Source organism: Bifidobacterium sp. 2450, assembly GCF_041900695.1.
Lineage (GTDB): Bacteria > Actinomycetota > Actinomycetes > Actinomycetales > Bifidobacteriaceae > Bifidobacterium > Bifidobacterium longum.
In genome coordinates this window covers 36,378-58,020 of sequence record NZ_JBHEEA010000013.1, presented here as the reverse complement: position 1 = coordinate 58,020, position 21,643 = coordinate 36,378, and the positions used below count along the sequence as shown (strand labels likewise).

The following is a 21,643-nucleotide window of genomic DNA, read 5'->3' as shown; positions in this document are numbered from 1 at the left end:
ACGACAGCCCCCTCATCAGAGGGGGCTTGGGTTTAGTCGATGTTGTAAGCGCGGCGGGCGTTGTTTTCGAAGAAGCCCTCGTCCTCGCCGAACGTGTCCAGCATGAGTTGGAAGTGCGTGGCAAAGGTCGAGTTGAGTTCCACAACCGGCCAGTTGGAGCTGTACAGCACCTTCTTCGGGCCGAATGCGTCCCGCACGTATTTCACGATGTCCGGGTCCACCGGGTTGTCGCCGGAAACCTTGATATACGAATTCGGCAGTTCGGCCAACGCTGCGAGCGCGGCGCACGATTCCTCATCAAGCCCGGGCACGTTGCCGAGATGATCGATGATGACCGTCACTTCGGGAACCTGCGCGAACGCCTTGGCCATGTCGCCCAGTTCCGGGCCACGGTTGCACAGCTCGAATGGCAATCCCTTGGCGGCCATCGCGCGTAGACCGGCGATGAATTCGGGTTCGAGCGCACGGCCCCGCGGCTCGGAATCCACATGCAGCGGTTCCCTGATGCCATCGGCATTAATCGGGACACGCATCCAAGGGTTTACCCGTCCTTGCAACATGCGCTTCAAGATCAGAGGACTTGCATTCTCGTACAGCAGCCGGTCCTCAAGCTCGTGGTCGGCCGCGTCAACCTCCACGTATACGCCGCCGAGGAAATTCACGCCAAACTTGGCGTATTCCGCGGCGAGGTCGTCAACCGTGTACCGGTGCTGCAGTGAGGGCAACCCTGCTAGCCATGGCAGATCCTGCGCATCCGGATCCCAGATATGGAAGTGGGAATCGATTACGTTGAGCGTCATGTCAGGCCTCCTTCAGACCGATCTTAGAGCCCCAGAACGCGTACCATGCCACGTACAGGAAGCCTGGAACCATCACCAGAACCGCGATTTCGATTCCAGCTGCATCCTGGACCACACCAAGCAGCAGCGGGATAAGCGCGGCGCCGACAATGCTCATCACCAGTGCCGAGGAACCGGTCTTCGCCGCGGAGCCTTTGATGCCCTTCAACGTCAGCGAGAATATGGTCGGGTAACCGATGGAGATGAACAGGTAAGCGACCATGAACGCGATGACGGAAACCTTGCCCAGACCAAGGAACACCACGAACATCAGCACAGCCGAAACGGTCATGTACACGCCAAGAATCTTCGCGGGATCAAACTTGGTCATCAACGGCGTGGTGGAGAAGCGTCCGATGGTGAACAGCAGGGAAAGCCCTGAAAGCATCATCGCGGCGGTACCGGCGGTGATGCCCGCGCCCCAGTGCTTCAGCGCATAGGCGGAGAAGACCGCCATGCCGGCCACCTGCAGGCCGATGAAGATGAACTCCGCAAGCACGCCCAATGCGAAGTACGGACGCTTGAGCAGGCCAAAGAAGGAGCCGTTCTCGGTGGATGCACCGCCCGCGGCTTCCTCTTCGTCGCCCGGAGGCGTGGGCAGCTTGAACAGCGCGAACACGGCGAGCACCACGACCAGCACAATGCCGATCACGATGTACATCATGCGGGTATCGCTCAGGAACTGCGTCTTGGCGGTTTCGAAGCCGGACTTGCCCGGCGCGATGGTGGCGCCAAGAATCTGGCCGAGAATCAGCGGGCCGACGATATTGCCGACGCCGTTGAAGCTTTGCGCCATGTTAAGGCGGAACGATTCGCCTTTCTCGTCACCCAGCTTGGTGATATACGGATTGCAGTTGGTTTCCAACGATGCCGCGCCGAGCGCGATAACGAACATGGCGAACAGGAACAGGCCATAGCTGGCCATGCTGGTGGCCGGGATAACCACGAAGGCGCCAAGAGCGAATAGGAACAGGCCGGAGATGACGCCGCCTTTATAACCGAAACGCTTGGCGATCAACCCAGCCGGAATGGCCATGACGAAGTACGCGCCGTAGTAGGCCACCTGCAGTAATGACGCCTCGGTGCTGCTGAGTTCCATGTAGTTTGCGAACGGCGAGTTCAGCGCATTCACGAGGTTCATGGTCAAACCCCAGATAAAGAACAGTGAGGTCACCAGCACAATGGCGATTGTCGCCTTGGAACCGGTTGTATTTTTGGATGTCATCATTGACTCCTTAGTGATGCGAGTTTCCCCCGATATGGCCTGATGAGAAGTGGACCGCTCTGGGCCATGTTGGTAAACGGATGGCCCAGAGCGCGGGTGATGCGGGCGGCATACGCGAGTGCGGGGGAAGGGAGCGATTATCAAGGCTCCGGGATTGCCGCGCGAATATTCGGGAAAAGGCTGGTTGTCAGCTCAGCGCACGATCGAGGTGGACGTAGCCGCCGTCGACGAACACCCACTGGCCGGTGGTGTGGCTGGAACGGTCGGACAACAGGAACGCCGCCTCGTTGCCGATCTCCTCGGTGGTGGTCATGCGGTGCTCCAGCGGGATTTTGTCGGTGATCACCGACAGGCGCGCCTTCTGTGCGGCCTCATCGCCGAAGGTCTTGATCCAGTCGGCGTACAGCGGGGTCCAGCATTCGGAGACGACGATGGCGTTGACACGCACCCGGTCCTTGACGAGAGCGGCGGCCCATTCGCGTGTGAGTCCCAGGATCGCGCCCTTCGCGGCCGCGTAGGCGCTGGTCTTGCCCTGACCGGTGAGCGCGGTCTTCGAGGAGATGTTCACGACGGCGCCATGGCTTTCCTTCAGATACGGCACGGCCGCGTGAACCAGCTCATAATAGTGGGTCAGATTGCCGTGGATCGATTCCTCGAATTCGCGCCAGGTGGTGGTTTCGAGATCCTTGTTGTCGTTCTTGCCGGCGTTGTTCACGATGCCGTCGATATGGCCGTACTTCTTGTAGGTCTCCTCGACGATGCCGGCGATCTTGTCGGTGTCGTTCAGATCAAGCAGATGCACGTCGTATTCGGTCGTGTACTGCTCGATGTCCTTCTTGAACTCCTCGAGCGCGCTGTCCGAACGGTTGATCACCACCGGAATCGCGCCTTCCTGGGCCAGTTGCAGCGTGATGCCTTTGCCGATGCCCTTGAAGCCGCCGGTGATGATGATGACTTTGCCTTCGAGATGCAGATCCATGGGAACTCCTTCGTCCATCCTTATTCTGCGTTTCATGGGTGTTCCATGTCACGCCCGGCCGGGGCTTCGGCGCCCCAGCCGGAGTGGTTGTGTGTTGTTGTGTTGAGTTGTGTTGTTCAGTTATGAATTTCCAGTTGCGGTCAGCCGCGATACAGGTACTTCTCGACGGTTTCCAGCGTCATTTCGGTGCCGTTGCCCGGAGCGGTCGGAGCGACGTAGTTGCCGTCCTTGATCTCGGTCGGGTGGACGAAATGTTCGTGCTGGTTATCGACGTATTCGATCATACGGCCGTCCATCGTGCCGGACACGGCCACGTAATCGAACATCGCGAAGTGACATACGGCCTCGCACAGGCCCACGCCGCCGGCGTGCGGGCAGACAGGCTTGTTGAACTTCTTCGCGAGCAGGTATTCGAGCACGATCTCCTGCGGACCGGCCACGCGGGTGGCGTCGATCTGCATGATGCCGAAGGCGTTCGCCTGCAGATACTGCTTGTACAGGATGCGGCTCTGCATCTGCTCGCCGGTGGCCACCTTGATGGGGTTGATGGCGCGGGCGATGGTGGCGTGGCCGATCACGTCGTCGGGGCTGGTTGGCTCCTCCACCCAAGCCAGATCGAAGTCGTGGAACCTGTTGATCCAGTCGATGGCGGTGGGCACGTCCCACACCTGGTTGGCGTCCACGGCAAGACGCACGTCGGGGCCGATGGCTTCGCGGGCCTTGGCCAGGCGGCGCAGATCGTCGTCGATGTTCTGGCCGACCTTGAGCTTGATCTGCTTGAATCCCTTGACCTGCGTCTCCTCCTTGGCGAGCGCGACCATCTTCTCGTCGGAGTAGCCGAGCCAGCCGGGGGCGGTGGAGTAGCCGGGGTAGCCGACCTCGAGCAGGTGCTTGATACGCTCGGCCTTGCCCTTCTGCCCTTCCCGAAGGATCTCAACGGCTTCGGTGGGCGTGAGCGCGTCGGTCATGTAGCGGAAGTCGAGCGTGGAGACGAGTTCCTCGGGTTCCATCTCGCCCAACAGCAGCCACAACGGCTTGCCGGCACGCTTGGCCTTGATGTCCCACAGCGCGGAAAGCACAGCGCCGATGGCCATATGCTCCACGCCCTTCTCAGGGCCGAGCCAGCGCAATTGGGAATCATGCACGAACAGATCCCATGCGATACGCATGTTGTCGAGCAGCTCCTCCACGTTGCGACCAATCAGCACCTGCGACATCGATTCGATGGCCTTGCAGACCACATCGTTGCCGCGGCCGATGGTGAACACGAAGCCGACGCCCTTGATATCGTCATCCGCACTGGTGGAGATCTCCACCAGTGCGGAGGAGTAGTCGGGATCGGGGTTCATCGCGTCCGAACCGGACAGCGTCTGGGAGGTGGGGAAACGGAAGTCATACGTCTTGACTTGGGTGATGGTACTCATGTGTTCGGGCTCCTTCGCCTTGGTGAACCATTACCTTCAGCATACCCCTTGATTTAGAAATTTGCAAACCCGATTACGAAAATTTTTCTCCCAGAACACGCGAAGTAAGGAAAACCACGAAAAAATGCGGCGTTATGGGCCATAATGGTGAACAGAGGCAATGGCAGAGAGGAGCGGTGATGGCCAACGACAATCCCACGCATAAGCTCAAGGTCGGTGATCTGGCGAAGATCGCCGGTGTCTCCCCTTCGACCGTCTCCAAGGTGATCAACGGCCGGCCCGGCATCTCCGACGAGACGCGACGTCAGGTCGAACAGGTGCTGCGCGAGCATGATTACTCGCGCCCGCTGGTGAGCACCAAGCTCTCCCCCACCATCGAACTCGTCGTCGAGTACATCGCGCACAACGGCACGATGGAACTCATCAAACACGCCTCGCACTGGGCACAGCAGGCCGGTCTCGCGATCACGGTGACGCAGACGAATCACGGCGAGGCCACCGAAAGCTGCTTCCGCGGCATCATCGACCGCAATCCGCAGGGCGTGATCATGCAGCAGATGGGCGGTCTGACCACTCAAGCGAAGTCTTTGTTGAAATCACGCAGTATTCCCGTGGTCATCATCGACCCAATCGATACCGTCGATTCGGATGTGATGAGCGTGTCCATCGATAACTGGACCGCAGGATACCAGGCCGGCAAACACCTGCTGTCGCTCGGCCATCGACGCATCGCCGTTATCCGGGGGCCGGCGAACCTACAGACCAGCATCGCGCGCTATAGCGGATTCACCGCCGCTCTGCAACAGGCCGGGGTGGATCTGCCGGAGTCCTATATCGAACAGGGCGACTACTTTCCCGCCGAAACAAGCTATGAAGCAGCCTGCCGGCTGCTGGAACTCCCCGACCGACCCACCGCGATTTTCTGCTGCAACGACTTGTCGGCGGTAAGCACGTATCGCGCGGCACGTGAACATAAGATTCTGTTGCCCAAACAGTTGTCCGTAATGGGGCTTGACGACATTTTCCCCGCTGATCAGCTCATGCCTTCCCTGACCAGCGTGCACCAGCCGTTCAGCGAAATCGCACAACGTGCCGTGCAGATGATCATCGACAACCGCAATGACAATCCGGGCGATATGCACGTCATCCTTCCCACCAGCGTCGTCATCCGGGAAAGTACCGTACCGCCTCAGTCATCAGCCCGATAATCGGCCAGATTCAAGCTGGCCGCCACACGATTGGACGCGAACGCGCCGATGGAAACCAGCGCATAGCACAGCACAAGCCCGCCGAAGAAGCTGGCCAGCGTGGCCGGTTCGGTCATCGAAGCGGCGAACAGAGGGGCCATAAGCAGCATGGAACAGCCGCCGGCCACGATCACCACGATGTTGAGCGGGGTGAGTACCTCGATGAATCGCGCACGGTTCAAGGTCTTGACATCAGTGCCCTCCAACACCAACATGCGATATTCGCCGGCCTGATCGTACACGCTGCCGGCCTGCATCACACCGGAGCTGACCGCGGCAAGCACAGCGGCGAACACAAGCGTCAGAATGCCGCCGGTGCCGATGTCGCGAATGAACACGGTGAACGGGTCGTTGGCGTCACCGACCACGGCGGCCGATCCGAAGAATCCGCAGATCGAGGTGATGCCGGCGATGAACACGGCCAACGCGATGCCGGACACGTTGCGCCAGGCGCGCTTCGGATTGTCGAGAATACGGCGCATGGCGATCATCGTGGCCGCGTCCTTGGGGCCCTTGGCCTTGGCTTTGGCGCGAGCGGTGACCACCCAGGAGCCCGCGAGGTTCACCAGCGCGAAGCACAGCAGCATGAAACCGATGATCACGCCGTACATCACTACTTCACCGGCCTGAGCAAGCACCATCGGATTCTTGAACAGAAGAACGGCAATCACCATAATGACGGCGAACACCACCACACGCCAGCCGGACGGCAGCGCAGTCGCAACGCGTGAAGTGACGCCGAGTGGCGTGATGGCCACGCGCCGAAGCGTGACCAGCGAAGAGATCAGCGCCAACACGGTCACGCCAACAAGCGTAATGATCAAGGCAATCGGCCCCACCCACAGTTGCTCGAACGTAAACGTCTGATTCTGGAAATGCAGCAACATGATTAGGGGGATCAACACGCAGTACCCCGCGATGCCAATCAGCACCCCCGCCAACGCCTGCCCAGCCGCATCAAGCGCCGTAAGGCGAATAACCTGGCCCGTGGTCGCGCCTGCCAAGCGCAGGGATGCGAGCCGAGCGTCACGACGGGACGCAGCCAATCGCGCGGCGGAACCGGCAAGCGCCACGAACGGCACGATCAGCAGCAGGCAGGCAAAGAACGCCAGCACGACGTATGCCGTGGCGTATTGATCCAGGCTGTGGGGATTGGCGATACGCTGCTTCCAGATTTCCGCTGTTCCGGGTTTGCAAGCGTCGAGATTGATTGCGCATCCAATGGTGTGGTCGGCGGAGGCGCGCCACATGAACCCATGCACGCCGCCCAAAACGGTGAGAAAAATAGTGGTGGCTGCGGCAAAAGCAATGATGGCCAACACCGAAGTATGGCCCGCACTGCCACGCGAGCCAGGGCGATGGAACAATCGCCACAATGCGAAAGTGCTCATCGTACGCCTCCCAGCTGGCCGTCCTGCATGGTCACGGTGCGCGAGCAGAACGCGGCGACGTTGGGGTCGTGGGTGACGACGACCACAGCGGAACCGTTGTCTCGCGCGGCGGCCATGAGAATGCCCATGACCTCGCGGCCGGTGGCTTGGTCAAGTGCGCCGGTCGGCTCGTCGGCGAAGACCACGGCAGGTTTGACGGCAAGGGCGCGGGCGATGGCGATGCGCTGCATCTGGCCGCCGCTCATCTCCCCCGGCCGGTGCGTGGCGAGCGCGCGCAATCCCATGCGTTCCAGCCACAGGATCGCCGTGTCGGTGGCGGTGCGGTAGGGCATGCCGTCAAGCATCATCGGCAGGGCGATGTTTTCGACCGCCGGCAGTTCGGGCAGCAGCTGGCCGGATTGGAAGACGAAGCCGAAGGCGTTGCGGCGCAGTTTGGTGCGCTCGGCGTCGCTCATGCGGCTCAGGTCGGCACCACGGAAGATGACGGTGCCGGCGGTCGGCTTAATGATGCCGGCGAGCGCGTGCAGCAAAGTGGATTTGCCGGAGCCGGACGGGCCCATCACGGCTACCGTCTCGCCCTCCCGGAGCGTGAAGTTCACATGGTTCAGGGCGAGCGTGTGCATGGTCGGCATGGCGAAGCCGGGCTGGGCTGGCTGGGATGGCTGGCCGGCCTGAATGGCACCCGGTCCGGCCGCAGCGGGATTCGCCGACGCATAGCCGGCTCCCGTGCCGGCTGGCATCACGCCGGTGACGCCGTGCCCGGCCTGTGCGCGGGCCATGCTGGCGGTGTAGTCCATGACCAGGTCGTGCGCCTCGATGACCGGGGCCCACTGCTGGGTGTGCGATGCCGGCTGCTGGAACTGTTGGGGTTGCTGAGACTGCTGAGGCTGAGCCGCCGGTCCCGACGCCGGCTGAGGCTGCTGCAATTGCGATGCTGCTGTATTCATACTCCCGAGCGTACGGAGCGAACGCCCAGCCGACCATCGGGCTGTGGTATGAACCTTTCTGGATTATCGGCCCGCCCCTCATCCGCAAGGATTAGAGATACGCAGTCGACGCGACAATACATTTTTATATACCTGCATCTATGTAATAACATGTGCATTCAAACTCACATTTGCATAAAGAAATGGCGTCAGTATGCTGGCTGGTTTCTACACACTGAGCGCATTATTGCGCGGCAGCCAGCTTGTCCAGGCGGGCGGCGAAGCGGGGCCAGTCGGTCTTCATGGCGGTGAGGAGCTTGCGGTTAGGCACCTCGGCAATCGGGACCCAGCAGATTTCCATGCTTTCGTCGTCGTTTGCCTTGGGCTCGACGGTGTAGCCGGGCTTTTCGAAGGCAAACACGGTGGTGTAGGCCCACGGGCCGTGGTCCTCGCGGTAGGAGCCGACTACCTCGATGTCTTCGGGAGTGATGTTGGCTTCCTCATAGCTTTCGCGCAGCGCGCCCTCGATGGGCGATTCGCCGTCCGCGGTGGCACCGCCGGGAATACCCCACGTGCCGCCTTCGGCGCTCCACGCGGCGCGATGTTGCATGACCACGTGGGTCACCTTGCCACTCACCGGGTCGCGGCGAGCCAGCAGAATACCGGAAGCACCGTTGGTACCCCAATGCTTGCGGCCGCAGGCGCAGTCCACCCAGCCATCGCCGGGCTGGTGTACGTTTTCGACCGGCGGCAGAATGCCAGCGTGCTGGTTGCCCGATGCCTTGCTTTCCGGCTCCAGTTCACCACGGCCGACATTCCACAGGTCAGTCCACGTGATGCCCAGTTCGCCGGCCAGATGCCGGGCCAGCGGCAAGCTGAGGCCGATGATGCCGTGCGGGTCGCCCTCAATGCTGTCGATGAACGCACCACCGAAGCCTTCCAGCGTGAACGATCCGGCGACTTCCAGCGGCTCGCCAGTGGCGATGTACCGTTCGATGTCGGCATCGGCGAATTCGCCGAAATGGACTTTGGCGTGGCTTGCGCCGCGCACGGTACGTCCGGTCGCGAAATCGATCAGGCAGTGGCCGGTCCACAGTTCGCCGGTCGCGCCGCTCATGCGCTTCAGTCGTTCGCGGGCCACGGCTTCGCTGTGCGGCTTGCCGTAGCATTCGCCGTCCAAGAGGAACATCGAATCACAGCCGAGAATCAGCGGGCCGACTGTCGCCTCGGTCAGTCCCGGCTGTCCGGCAATAGCGGTGGCGATGGGTTCGGTGACGGTCGGCATATCGATGCCGGAGAAGTCGCGCGTGGTGGCGATTTCCGCCTTGGAATAGTCAATGGGCTTGCCAGCGGCGGCTTCACGCAAGTCTTCGACGGCAGCTTCGCGTTCCGAATCCTTGATCTCCTGGGCCTTGAGCGGGTAGGCGATCACGCGGTCACCGGTCGCGGCGGCGGCAGTATCGGCCACATCACGATACGCACGATGAACGGCCTCGGCCTTGGCCGCGGCCAGAATCATCACGCGCTGCTTGATGCTCAGATCGTCGACGGTGACGCCTTCTTCACGGGCGGTCGCTTCCAGCGCAGCAGGCTCATCCACGTGCGAGACGCGAATTGTGGGGCAGATACCCGCCGAATACAGCACGTCACGGCGAGGCTTGGACTTGGAAGCAAGAATTAGCGGAATGGACATGACTTAAGTCCTTATGCTCCCGCTGGCGGGAGCTGTCGAACGAAGTGAGACTGAGGGTGGTCTCTGCCGGTATGGCGGACCACCCTCAGACCGCCTGCGGCGGCCAGCTCCCGCCAGCGGGAGCCTTCTCCTCGACTTAGCGACGCTCGATTTCGACGCCGGCGGTGTTGATGGGCAGGTGAAGCACACGCCAATGGCCGGAAGCAAGCTGCTCCGATGCGATCTGGTCGATGGCTTCGCGGGCGTTACCGTAATGCAGCACGAGCACGCAGGGGCCGGCACCGGAGACTGCGGTGGCATAGCCCTTGGAGCGGAAGAGCGCAATGAGCTCGGTGGACGGCGGCATCAGGGCACCGCGATACGGCTGGTGCAGTTTGTCCTGCGTGGCGGTGAACAGCAGCGCGTTGGACTGGGCCTGAGCGGCCGCAAGCTCGTCGGCGAACGCCGATTCACGGGTTCCGCCAGCGCAAGCGCACGTATCGGCATCCTGAGCCGGGACAGCGGCGACGCCGGATTTGCCCTGCTGGGCGGCCTGAGCCAGCACCACGGGATTCATCGCAGCGGGCAGCAGACCCACGCGAGACACGTTGTAGACGGCGTCCTTGTATGGCAGTTCCCTAGGCAGCGCCTGACGGGCCTTCTCAGTGGACAGCTCATAGTCGGGCACGAACACGGCGGCGGTGATGGACGGGTCCACCGGGTAGTTGACGGCGTGGAATCCGCCGTGCAGCGGTTCACCACCAGGAACGGCGACCGAGCCGACGCCTTCCGCGGTTTCGAAGTCCCAAGAGACGGTCAGGCCACCGAACACAGCCGGGGCCACATTGTCCGGGTGTCCTTCAATCTGGGCGGCCATATCGAAGACGGCCGGACGGTTGAGGTCACCGGTCTGGGCGAAGGCCGCGGCGGCGGCGATGCCGGCCACAATGGCCTCGGCGGAAGAGCCCATGCCACGAGCCTGAGGGATGTTGTTGGTCGCTTCCAGCGTGAAGCCGAGTCGGCCGAGGCCGAACGTGGCACAGGCACGGCGGAAGGTGGAGACCACGAGGTGGGTTTCGTCGCATGGGAGGGTGTCGGCACCCTCGCCGTGGATGATCACGTGGGCAATGCCGTCGTTCGGGTCGTCGTTGAGCGTGAAAGTGACCTCGTCATGGTAGTCGAGCGCCAGACCCACGGTATCGAAGCCGGAGCCGAGGTTGGCGGACGTGGCGGGCACGCGCACGTGAACGCTATTGCAGATTGGGTTCATGGTTGTTCCTTAAAAAGGAGCTCCCCTTGTCAGGGGAGCTTGGGTATTCAGCTTTCAACTCACGGGCAGCCATTCGACCGCCTCATCAGAGGGAGCCTAGACGGTGTCAGTCCAGCACGCGCAGGATGGACGGGTCGCCGGTGACGAAGTCGAGCGCCTGCACGGCCTTGACGGTGTTGCGCAGGGTTTCCTCGTCGGTCAGGTGGGTCACGATGCGCAACTGCTGAATCTCGCCGTCGTAGCCGGGGTCGGTCATGGTGGGCTTCAGATCTTGGTTCACACCGTTGATGGAGACACCGTTCTTGGCGAACTCAGCGGCGATGGCGGCCAGCACGCCCGGCTTGTCGTGGATCAGGAAGCGCACGGCGAATGCAGCCTTGGAGGCGGTAATCGGAGCCTTCGGCAGATTCTTGTACAGCGGGATGGACGGGCCGGTGCAGCCAGCAGCAATGTGGCGGGCTTCGGTCACCACGTCGCCCACGACGGCGGAGGCGGTCGGAGCGCCGCCGGCGCCACGGCCGTAGAACATGAGGTCGTCGGCGGCCTCGGCCTTGACGAACACGGCGTTGAAGGAGCCATGCACGGAGGCCAGCGGGTGGTTCTCGTCGATCAGGGCCGGGTAGACGCGGGCGGAAACGCCGGCCTCGCCGTTCTCGACCACGGCGAACAGCTTGATGACCTTGTGTTCGGCGGTGGCGGCGGCGATGTCGTCGGCGGTGATCTTGGTGATGCCTTCAACGGACACATCGTCGATGGTCACGGAGGTGTGGAAGCCGAGGGTGGCCATGATGGCGGCCTTGTTGGCAGCATCGTAGCCTTCGATGTCGCCAGTCGGGTCGGCTTCGGCGTAGCCCTTGGCTTGGGCGTCCTTGAGCACGTCGTCGAACTGGAGACCCTTGGTGGTCATCTCGTCGAGGATGTAGTTGGTGGTGCCGTTGACGATGCCGAGCATGCTGGTCACCTTGTCGCCGACCAGGGACTCGCGCAGCGGGCGCAGGAACGGAATCGCGCCACCCACAGCGGCCTCGAAGTAGATGTCGACGCCCTTGGCCTCGGCGGCGGAGTAGATCTCCGGGCCGTACTTGGCCAGCAGCGCCTTGTTGGCGGTGACCACGGAAGCACCGGATTCGATGGCGGCAAGCACGAACTTGCGGGCCACGGTGGTGCCGCCGATGAGCTCGATGACGATGTCCGAGTTGGTGGCCACGCTCAAAGTATCGGTGGTGACGATGGACTGGTCGATCCACGGGAACTTCTCAGTTTCCTTCGGGTCGAGGCAGGCGACGCCGGTCAGTTCGATCGGGCGGCCGACACGAGCGGACAGTTCGTCCTTCTGCTCGACAATCAGGCGGGCGGTCTGGGAGCCGACGGTGCCGGCACCAAGCAGGCCTACGCGAATCGGGGTTTCGCTGTTGTGAGCCAATTCAGGGTCCTTCCAAAAAGTTTTCTATATCCCACGCCTATTTTACGGATTATTTCCGACAGCAGACCGAAAGTACTCATCAAGCTGACGGCCCTTTTCGTATTATGACGGATTTGACCGCACATTACAGACTGTCAGGCGCTCACCTCTGCACGCTGATTACTCGCTGACGTCGAGGTTGAGTAGGTCGTCTACGGTCTGGCGGCGGAGCATGACGTGCGCGCCGGACTCGCTGACAGCAACCACCGCCGGAATCAGCGCCTGGTTGTAGTTGCTGGCCATGGTGCGGCCGTATGCGCCGGTAACCGGCACGGCGAGAATGTCACCGCGCTTCAAATCGGCGGGCAACTGCACCTCGTGAACCACGATGTCGCCGGATTCGCAATGCATACCGCACACACGGGCAAGCATCGTTTCAGCGGAACCGGTGCGGTTCGCCAGACGCGCGGTGTAGTCGGCACCGTAGAGTGCCGGGCGAATGTTGTCGGACATGCCGCCATCCACAGACACATACACGCGCTCGGCAATCGGGTTGCCGTCACTGTCTTTGGCATCGGACAAGTGCACGTGCTTGATGGTGCCCACGCGGTACAGGGTTACGCCGGCGGGCGCCACGATGTAGCGGCCGGGCTCGAAGCTGATGGCCGGGGCGGGCATGCCGAGCGCACGGTTGGTGCTGTTGACTGCATCCGCCAAGCGAGTGAGTTCCACGTCAATGTCCATTGAATCTTCGCCATCGGTGTAGGCCACGGAGTAGCCGCCGCCGAGGTCGATTTCGGGCAGGATGTAGGCGTCGGTGGCCCACAGGGTCTTGCGCAGCAGCATCATGCGCTTGGCCGCGTGAATGAAGGCGTCCGCATCGTGGATGTTGGAGCCGATGTGCGAGTGGGCTCCGACCAGTTCGAGTACGTCCTGGTTGGCGAGGATGGTCTTGAGCACGGCGATGGACGGACCGTCCGCAATGGCTTCCATCGCGGCGGCCAGCGCTTTGTCTGTGTCGGAGACTTCCTCGTGGCTCAGGTCGTACGGGTACTTGACGTCGTAGTGCAGCTCGCGCTCTGATTTCTCGGTCTTTTCCGCGCCATTTTCCGGGGAATGCGTCGCAGAGATACGCGCGTTGGTAGCGGCAGGCGTCACGTCTTTGAGGTCGTTCAGCACGTCGAGCACAGCGGCGTCGGCCCCGGCGGCCAGCAGCGGCACGCCGAACTTCTGGTCCTCGTGAGCAGTGGAGATGTACTCGTGGCCGCCGGCGTGGACACCGACGGTGACGCGCAGCATCACGCGGGCGCGTTTGCCGAGCTTGCGGGCGATGGCAGCAACGCGCTCCGGCTCGTCGGGCTCGTCGATCACGATTTTGGCGAAGCCCTGTTCGATGGCCAGCGCGATTTCCTCATCGGACTTGTTGTTGCCGTGCAGCACCAGACGACGTCCGGGAACGCCAGCGGCGAGGGCGATTTTCATCTCGCCCATCGTGCAAGTGTCCACAAACATGCCGGCCTCGGTGACCAATCGCACGACTTCTTTGGACAAGAACGCCTTGCCGGCAAAGCTCACGTGCGTAGTGGAGGTGTTGAATGCTTCGGCGGCAGTGCGCACGAAGTGCCTAGCACGTGCGACTACTTCATCAGTGTCGATGAGATAGAGCGGCGAGCCGAACTCGTCAAGCAGCGATTCGGCGGTACGACCATGAAATTCGATGGAGCCTTCGGCATTCACAGCCGTAGCGGCCGGCCAAATTGGAGAAATAGGCATAATCACATCTTTTCGGGGGCGGTGACGCCGAGGAGGTCGAGGCCGTTGGCGATGACCTGCTGGACGGCGTCATTGAGCTTCAGGCGGGCGGCGGCACGGGCCGGCTCCGGGTTCTTGGCAATCTCCAAGGCCTTGCGAGCCTCGTCGTCGCCACGGGTTTCCGGATCGGTCAGGGCCATCGGCACCACGCGCTCTACGTTGTACCACTTGTGATAGGTGGCGGCCAGTTCTTCGAGGTAACGGGCCACCTTGTGCGGCTGGCGGTCGTCGGCCGCAGTGGCGAGCACGCTCGGGAATTGGGCGAGGGCGGCGAGCACTTCGCCGTCGGCCTCGGTGTCGAGCAGGGCCAGGTCGGCACCCTCGTAGCTGATGCCGGCGGCGGCTGCGTTGCGGTCCACGTTCTTGGAGCGGGCGTGCGCGTACTGCACGTAGTACACCGGGTTGTCGTTGGTGTGCGAGGCGAGCAGGGCCAAGTCGATGTCGAAGTTCTGGTTGTAATCGGAGCGGGCCAGCGAGTAGCGGGCGGCGTCCACGCCGACCACGGAGACCAGGTCGTCGATGGTCACGACGTTGCCGGCGCGCTTGGACATGCGCACGGGCTTGCCGTCCTTCATCACGTTGACCAGCTGGCCGATGAGAATCTGCATGTTCTTGCCGGGTTCGTCACCGAAGGCCGCGCACATGGCCATCATGCGGCCGATGTAGCCGTGGTGGTCGGCGCCAAGCATGTAGATGGCCACGTCGGCCGGGTTTTCGGCACGGTGGCGCTTGTCCCAGTAGTAGGCGATGTCGGCGGCGAAGTAGGCGAACTCACCATTGGACTTGATGATCACACGGTCCTTGTCGTCGCCGTGCTTGGTGGATTCAAACCAAGTGGCGCCGTCCTTGTCGAAGATGTCGCCGCGGGACTTGAGCTCTTCGATGGCGGCGTCGACCTTGCCGTCGGCGTACAGGCTGTTTTCATGGAACCAGACGTCGAAGTTCACGCGGAAGTCCTTCATGGACTTCTGAATCTCGTCGAACATCATCGGTACAGCGCGCTTGCGGAATTCCTCGCGCACTTCGGTATCGGCCTCGCCGAGCGGTTCACCGTCATCGTTCAGGCCCTGATCCTGGTGGGCCAGTGCGGTCAGGTCCACGCCGTCGGACTCGGCTTCGGCCTGAACACGGGCGGCGATCTCGTTGATGTAGGCACCCTTGTAGCCGTCGCACGGGGTTTCGGTCTGGTAGCCGGCGTCGCCCAAGTTATTGGCCTCGGCCCAGTCGGCGACCAGCGACTTGGCGAAGCGGTTGATCTGCTCGCCGTGGTCGTTGAAATAGTATTCGCGCACCACCTTGGCGCCGTTGGCCTCGAGCACGCGGGCCATGGCATCGCCGACGGCAGCCCAACGGGTACCGCCGATGTGAATCGGACCGGTGGGGTTGGCGGAGACGAACTCGAGATTCAGGGTCTGGCCGCCCAGATGGGCGTTGCGGCCGTATTCGTTGACCTTGTTGAGATGCTTGTCGGCGTCGGTCACGGCACCGGCGGCGAGTACGGTGTCCACCACGGCGGCGGCCGAGGCGGAGTCAAGCGTGATGTTGATGAAGCCGGGGCCTGCCACCTCGACCTTGGCGATGCCGTCGGCTTCAGCGAGCGCGGCGGCGAACGGCTCGGCCAGATCGCGCGGCTTCATGCCGGCCTTCTTGGCCAGCTGCATGGCGATGTTGGAGGCCCAGTCTCCATGCGCACGGTCCTTCGGGCGCATCACGGCGAGCTTGTCGACGGGCGGAATCAGCTCGTCGGTCAACGCGCCGGCCTGGCCTGCGGCGACGAGGTTGTGGGCAATGCTGGAAATCAGTTCACTTAAGGCTTCAGGACTCATTCTTCTAAGGATACTGAGAACGGCGACACTTGCACCCTGGTATGCCTATATGCTGCCCCTGCTGGCGGGGGCAAGCACACAGCCGAAAGATACCAAGCGAAAAAGGGTAGGCGACAATCTCCGGAATCGTTGGAGGCTCGCCGAAACCGCTATACATACCGTCGGTCGGTATCTATAGTGATCTGCAACATCAAGCACAGTAGGGAGGCCACCATGGCACGTAACGCTCACCCCGAGGTGACGCGCACCCGCATCCTCGACGCCGCACAACGGCTGTTCATGGCCAAGGGCTATGAGCACACCTCCATCCAGAACATCGTGGACGAGCTCGGCGACCTCTCCAAAGGCGCGATCTACCACCACTTCAAATCCAAGGAAGACATCCTCGAAGAGCTCACCAACCGAGACAACAATGCGCAGGACGACTTCAACGAATCCGTCATGAATCGCACTGACCTTACCGCCCTCGAAAAGTTCCGCGTGCTATGGCGGCATTCGATGACCGAGCAAGACCACGTGCAGATCATGCGAGCCGCCATGCCGATGCTGAGTGATCCGGTTTCGTTCGCCGCGAATATGCAGGTATGGAGCAAGCATCTGCCCGAACGCTTCCTGCCGCTGATCGAGGCGGGCGTCTCGGAGGCGTGCTGGCCGATCGCGTCAACCGCCGCACCATCATGGTGGCGCTCGACGCTATCTCCGCCGTGCTCGTGCTGGCGAGCGCCATCGTCTTCGCCACCACGGGCTTCCATATCGTAGCCATCGCCACCATGCAGGTGCTGCTCGCCGTGCTCGGCGCCTTCGAAACCCCGACTGTGCAGGCCGCACTCCCCCAGATGTTCCGGCAGTACGGCCCGGCCACCATGCGCCAAGGCATGGCCGTGATCAATCAGGTCCAACAACTAAGCAGTCTGCTGCCGAGCTTCCTCGGCGGCGTGCTGTATGCGATGTTCGGCATCCGTCTCATGATGATCATCGCCATCGCAAGCTTCGCCGGCGCAGCCGCGCTCGAATGCTTCATCCGCCTCGGTGCCCCGGATCGCGGCGACGAGGAGCTGCCCACCCCACTTGAAGACCTCAAGGCAGGCGTGCGATTCCTCATCAAGGACCGGCCGAATGTATTCAGACTGCTGTTGTTCGCGGCGGCACTCAACTTTGTGCTTATCGGCTATTCCGGCGTCGGCTTCCCGTACACGATTCGTACAGTGCTCGGCTTCGACGCCACTGTCTACGGCATCGCCGACGGCCTGATCGGCGTTTCCGGCGTGGCGGGCGCATTCATCGCCGGCTTGTTCGCCGCCAGACTCACGATGCACTGGATGCCGGGGCTGATGGCGACGCTTACGCTGGCCATGGTCCCACAGGGCATTGTGTTCCTGCTGCCAGTCGACGCATGGACCAAACTCGTGGTGCTTATTGTCTTCGCCTGCGGCACAATGGTTGCCAGTTGCTTCACGAATCTCATCGCCGTGCCCGCCATCCAGCTCAGCACGCCCGAGGCGATGACCGGCAAAGTGATGTCCATGGCCGCGGCCGTGAGCATGTGTGCCCAGCCGCTCGGCCAGATGGTGTACGGCTGGGCCTACGACCAAATGCCGGTCGCCATCGTGCTGTTCATCACCACCGCCCTGTTCGCCGTGCTCACCGTGCTGATGGTTCCGCTCGCCAAGCAGTTCGAGGACTGACGATCGGCGCGCACGCCACATCCCGCCGCCCGGCCATAATTGAATCACCGCACGAAAAGGCACGAAAGAGGTACCTATGGCCGCGCTCAACCCCCAATCATTGGTCACGTTGTGGCAGATCGAACAGTATGGTTCGTTCTCCGCCACGGCCAAGGCCACGGGTTGGTCGCAGCCGGCCATCAGCCAGCAGATCAAAAAGCTGGAGGCACAGTGCGGTTCGACTCTGGTGCAACGCACCTCGCATGGTGTGGAACTCACCGCCACCGGTTCGATGCTCGCCCGCCACGGCGAGGCCATCGCCGATCGGCTGGAGCGGGCGGCCCGTGAGGTCGAGGATTATCGGCATCATCGGTTTGCTCACCTGCATTTGGTGGCCCCACCGTCAATCTGCTCTACTATCGCGGCCCGTACCGTGGTCAAGCTCAGTATGTTCACGGACATCGAGCTGAGCCTGATTCAGATGGAGCCGCCGGAGGCAATCGGTCTGATTTCCCAAGGCAAGGCCGATGCCGCCGCCGTGTTCCGCTACAGCAGCATCCCGAACTTCCTGCACATCGGCGACGACCTGACCTTCCATTCGCTGGGTTACGATCCGATGCGACTGCTGGTCCGCCGCTCCAGCGACATCGCCAAACGATTCGAGGAGACCGGCGAACCCGTGCCGCTGTCCGCCGCCAAAGACGAGCATTGGATCGCCGGCTGCCCCACCTGTCGCGCAAATTTGGTGAAACTGGCCACCCGTGCCGGATTCAAGCCGGATATCCGCCACTGCACGGATGATTACTGGGCCACGCAGAACCTGGTCGAGGTTGGTATGGGCGTCTCGCTGGTGCCGGCGCTCGATACGCATATCAACTTGCAGGGCGATCTGGTGGCCTGTCCCATTGCCGACGATTTTGCGGTGCGCGAGGTCGGCATCGTGACTCGTGCCGGCGACCATCGCCCCGCGCTTGGTTCATTGCTCGAGGAGCTCGAGCGCACGTCACTCAAATATTTGAGTGCCAAGTAGTCGCACAGCGATAAGCAAGCTTGCGAGCGCCATCACGATTTCGGGGAGCCAGACCGTTGAGCAGCCCTTCTGCACCGGGAACAATGACATGTTATGAGCATGAACAACATTCCCCAGTCAACGACTTTGAGCAACGCAACCGCCGGCGCCTCTTGCTTTGATGCCAATCACATCGACGTGACGACCATCGAGGATCTGGAGCAGGTCGGTTCGGATAAATGGACCCGTTACCCCGGCTGCATCGGCGCATTCATCGCCGAGATGGATTACGGTCTGGCACCGTGCGTGGCCGAAGCCATCGAAGAGGCCACCGAACGTGGCGCGCTCGGCTACATTCCCGACCCGTGGAAGAAGGAGGTCGCCCGCTCGTGCGCCGCATGGCAACGCCGCTACGGCTGGGAGGTGGATCCAACGTGCATCCGCCCGGTGCCGGACGTGCTGGAGGCGTTCGAAGTGTTCCTGCGCGAGATCGTGCGCGCCGGTAACTCCATCGTGGTACCGACTCCGGCCTATATGCCGTTCCTAAGTGTGCCGCGTCTGTATGGCGTGGAGGTTCTTGAGATTCCGATGCTGTGCGCGGGCGCTGGCGAGAGCAGCGGGCGCAATGATGAATGGCTGTTCGATTTCGACGCCATTGAGCAGGCGTTCGCGAACGGCTGCCATGCCTTCGTGCTGTGCAACCCGCACAACCCGATCGGCAAGGTATTGACGCGCGAAGAAATGCTGCGATTGTCCGACCTGGCCGCCAAGTACGACGTGCGTATATTCTCCGATGAGATTCACGCGCCGTTCGTCTACCAAGGCCACACGCATGTGCCATTCGCCTCAATCAACCGGCAGACGGCCATGCAGGCGTTCACCTCCACTTCAGCCTCGAAGTCGTTCAATATTCCCGGCACCAAGTGCGCGCAGGTGATTCTCACCAATCCGGACGATCTGGAACTGTGGATGAGGAACGCGGAATGGTCCGAACATCAGACGGCCACCATCGGCGCCATCGCCACCACTGCGGCCTATGACGGCGGCGCGGCATGGTTCGAGGGCGTGATGGCGTACATCGAGCGCAACATCGCGCTGGTCAACGAGCAGATGCGCACGAGATTCGCCAAGGTGCGCTATGTGGAGCCGCAGGGCACGTATATCGCGTGGTTGGATTTCTCGCCACTGGGCATTGACGACCCGGCCGACTATTTCTTCAAGAAAGCCAATGTGGCGTTGACGGACGGCCGCGAATGCGGCGAGGTCGGGCATGGATGCGTACGCATGAACTTTGCCATGCCCTACCCGCTACTGGAGGAATGCTTCGACCGCATGGCCGCCGCACTTGAGGCGGACGGGCTGTTGTAGAACAAAATTGTGGCTCCCCTCAGAGAGGGGAGCCGAGGAACGGCCGAATTAATCGAAGTCGGCACCCAACGCTTCGAGTTTGCCGCGGAAGTCGGCGTAGCCTCGGTCGATCAGGCTGATGCCGTGCACGTCCGAGGGGCCTGACGCGGCCAAGGCCGCGATCAGATGGCTGAACCCACCACGCAGGTCCGGCACGTCGATGTCGCGTCCGGTCAGCGGGGTCGGTCCGAAGATCACGGCGGAATGCTTGTAGTTGCGCTGCCGGAAACGACACGGCAGCGAGCCCAAGCACTCGCGGTACAGCTGGATGGTGGCACCCATCTCGACCAGCGGCTTGGTAAAGCCAAAGCGGTTCTCGTACACGGTCTCGTGCACAATCGACAGGCCATTGGCTTGCGTCAGAGCCACCACGAGCGGCTGCTGCCAGTCGGTCATGAACCCGGGATGCACGTCCGTCTCGATCGCCACGGGCTTCAAGTCCCCGCTCGGATGCCAGAAACGGATACCCTTGTCCGTCACCTCGAACTTGCCGCCCACCTTGCGGAACACGTTCAGGAACGTGATCATCTCCGGCTGGGTGGCACCCTTGACGAAAATGTCACCGTGCGTGGCCAGCGCGGCGGACGCCCAGGACGCGGCCTCGATACGGTCGGTCAGCGACGTGTGCGTGTAGCCTTGCAGCTCCTTGACGCCTTCAATGCGGAAGGTGCGATCAACGTCCACAGAAATGATCGCGCCCATCTTCTGCAGCACGCACACCAGATCCATGATCTCCGGCTCGGTGGCCGCGCCCGACAGTTCGGTCTTGCCCTCGGCCAGCACGGCAGCCAGCAGCGTCTGCTCGGTGGCGCCCACGGACGGGTACGGCAGGTGAATCTTCGCGCCGTGCAGGCCGTTGGGCGCGGTGATGTGGATGCCGTCCTTATGTTCCTTGTCCACCGTGGCGCCCAGCTTGCGCAGCGTCTCCAGATGGAAGTCAATCGGACGTCCGCCAATCGCGCAGCCGCCCAACGCGGGAATGAACGCCTCACCCAAACGGTGCACGAGCGGGCCGGAGAACAGGATCGGGATGCGCGACGAACCGGACAGTGTATCCACGTCGGCCACATCGGCCAGCTGCACGCGCGAGGCGTCGATGGTCACAATGCCGTTCGCACCGTCCACATCCACGTCCACGCCATGCAGGCGCAGCAAATCGGACACCACATGCACGTCGCGGATCTCCGGCACGTTCTTCAGCACCGACTTGCCCGGTGCCAGCAGCGCGGCGACCATCGCCTTGCTCACGAAGTTCTTCGCGCCACGCACCTTGATCGTGCCATTCAAAGGCTTGCCGCCCTCGACATGCAACACGTCATCCGGATTCTCAGCCACGCCACTCTCCTCAATCAATCAAGATTCAAAAAATGCTACCGTCCAGTTTGCCATAAGCCATGTGCCGACTCCGTGAAATGCGCCCCCAGCCGAACTTTGATCACTATGCACAACGGACCCCATACCCCCGTCGAATCAAACCAATAACGTGACCTTTCTCATATTTGCCGCCACGGTGTTCTCCATACTTCTACGCTACGATTCAGGGCAATGGC

The 21,643-nt window shown here is 62.0% G+C and carries 15 protein-coding genes and 2 pseudogenes; 5 read left to right on the top strand and 12 right to left on the bottom strand.

Annotated elements, in window-relative coordinates; all coding sequences use genetic code 11:
• Positions 1–32 precede the first annotated feature (32 nt).
• The 4 genes from ACEUKI_RS08295 to ACEUKI_RS08280 form a co-directional block, all read right to left on the bottom strand.
• The gene (locus ACEUKI_RS08295; RefSeq protein ID WP_144169315.1) at positions 33–800 is read right to left on the bottom strand and encodes an amidohydrolase; all 768 of its coding nucleotides are present in this window, start codon (positions 798–800) and stop codon (positions 33–35) included.
• 1 nt (position 801) lies between these two features.
• Positions 802–2,064, bottom strand: a complete 1,263-nt coding sequence (locus ACEUKI_RS08290; RefSeq protein ID WP_144169336.1) for an MFS transporter — start codon at positions 2,062–2,064, stop codon at positions 802–804.
• Positions 2,065–2,251: 187 nt separating this feature from the next.
• Positions 2,252–3,043, bottom strand: a complete 792-nt coding sequence (locus ACEUKI_RS08285; RefSeq protein WP_115770515.1) for an SDR family oxidoreductase — start codon at positions 3,041–3,043, stop codon at positions 2,252–2,254.
• A 140-nt stretch (positions 3,044–3,183) separates the two neighbouring features.
• Positions 3,184–4,467 (bottom strand): enolase C-terminal domain-like protein, encoded by a 1,284-nt coding sequence (locus ACEUKI_RS08280; RefSeq protein ID WP_144169316.1) that lies wholly within the window; start codon positions 4,465–4,467, stop codon positions 3,184–3,186.
• A 179-nt stretch (positions 4,468–4,646) separates the two neighbouring features.
• Here ACEUKI_RS08280 and ACEUKI_RS08275 point away from each other — a divergent pair, with 179 nt between their 5' ends.
• Positions 4,647–5,675: a LacI family DNA-binding transcriptional regulator gene (locus ACEUKI_RS08275; RefSeq protein ID WP_144169317.1), complete on the top strand. Its 1,029-nt coding sequence runs from the start codon at positions 4,647–4,649 to the stop codon at positions 5,673–5,675.
• On the opposite strand, the gene ACEUKI_RS08270 is transcribed toward ACEUKI_RS08275, so the two are convergent.
• The 7 genes from ACEUKI_RS08270 to argS all read right to left on the bottom strand — a co-directional run bounded on the left by ACEUKI_RS08270 (position 5,657) and on the right by argS (position 16,013).
• The gene (locus tag ACEUKI_RS08270) at positions 5,657–7,105 is read right to left on the bottom strand and encodes an FtsX-like permease family protein (RefSeq protein ID WP_144169318.1); all 1,449 of its coding nucleotides are present in this window, start codon (positions 7,103–7,105) and stop codon (positions 5,657–5,659) included. The two genes, ACEUKI_RS08275 and ACEUKI_RS08270, sit on opposite strands and share 19 nt — an antisense overlap.
• Positions 7,102–8,052, bottom strand: a complete 951-nt coding sequence (locus tag ACEUKI_RS08265) for an ABC transporter ATP-binding protein (protein WP_115770511.1) — start codon at positions 8,050–8,052, stop codon at positions 7,102–7,104. The genes ACEUKI_RS08270 and ACEUKI_RS08265 overlap by 4 nt, the downstream gene beginning before the upstream one ends.
• Positions 8,053–8,275: 223 nt before the next feature.
• Positions 8,276–9,724 (bottom strand): Maf family nucleotide pyrophosphatase, encoded by a 1,449-nt coding sequence (locus tag ACEUKI_RS08260; RefSeq protein ID WP_374156710.1) that lies wholly within the window; start codon positions 9,722–9,724, stop codon positions 8,276–8,278.
• 136 nt (positions 9,725–9,860) lie between these two features.
• Positions 9,861–10,973 carry a homoserine kinase gene (locus tag ACEUKI_RS08255; RefSeq protein ID WP_374156709.1) on the bottom strand — a complete coding sequence of 371 codons (1,113 nt, stop codon included), beginning with the start codon at positions 10,971–10,973 and terminating at the stop codon, positions 9,861–9,863.
• Positions 10,974–11,079: 106 nt separating this feature from the next.
• Positions 11,080–12,396, bottom strand: a complete 1,317-nt coding sequence (locus ACEUKI_RS08250; protein ID WP_374156708.1) for a homoserine dehydrogenase — start codon at positions 12,394–12,396, stop codon at positions 11,080–11,082.
• 159 nt (positions 12,397–12,555) lie between these two features.
• A complete protein-coding gene (locus ACEUKI_RS08245; protein ID WP_374156707.1) occupies positions 12,556–14,148 on the bottom strand; it encodes a diaminopimelate decarboxylase in 1,593 nt (530 codons plus the stop codon).
• Between the two features lie 2 nt (positions 14,149–14,150).
• Positions 14,151–16,013, bottom strand: coding sequence for an arginine--tRNA ligase (argS, locus tag ACEUKI_RS08240; RefSeq protein ID WP_115770443.1), 1,863 nt, complete (start codon positions 16,011–16,013; stop codon positions 14,151–14,153).
• Between the two features lie 213 nt (positions 16,014–16,226).
• On the opposite strand from argS, the pseudogene ACEUKI_RS08235 reads away from it, so the two are divergent.
• The 4 genes and pseudogenes from ACEUKI_RS08235 to ACEUKI_RS08220 all read left to right on the top strand — a co-directional run.
• Positions 16,227–16,667, top strand: a pseudogene (locus ACEUKI_RS08235) (TetR/AcrR family transcriptional regulator); the annotation flags it as partial.
• Positions 16,652–17,698: pseudogene (locus ACEUKI_RS08230) on the top strand (MFS transporter); the annotation flags it as partial. The pseudogenes ACEUKI_RS08235 and ACEUKI_RS08230, both read left to right, overlap by 16 nt.
• Before the next feature lie 76 nt (positions 17,699–17,774).
• The gene (locus ACEUKI_RS08225; protein WP_374156706.1) at positions 17,775–18,707 is read left to right on the top strand and encodes a LysR family transcriptional regulator; all 933 of its coding nucleotides are present in this window, start codon (positions 17,775–17,777) and stop codon (positions 18,705–18,707) included.
• Positions 18,708–18,800: 93 nt separating this feature from the next.
• Complete coding sequence (locus tag ACEUKI_RS08220) at positions 18,801–20,054, top strand: MalY/PatB family protein (RefSeq protein WP_144169323.1); 1,254 nt, start codon at positions 18,801–18,803, stop codon at positions 20,052–20,054.
• A gap of 48 nt (positions 20,055–20,102) precedes the next feature.
• Here ACEUKI_RS08220 and murA read toward each other — a convergent pair whose 3' ends face one another.
• Positions 20,103–21,428: a UDP-N-acetylglucosamine 1-carboxyvinyltransferase gene (gene murA, locus ACEUKI_RS08215; RefSeq protein WP_144169324.1), complete on the bottom strand. Its 1,326-nt coding sequence runs from the start codon at positions 21,426–21,428 to the stop codon at positions 20,103–20,105.
• Positions 21,429–21,643 lie beyond the last annotated feature (215 nt).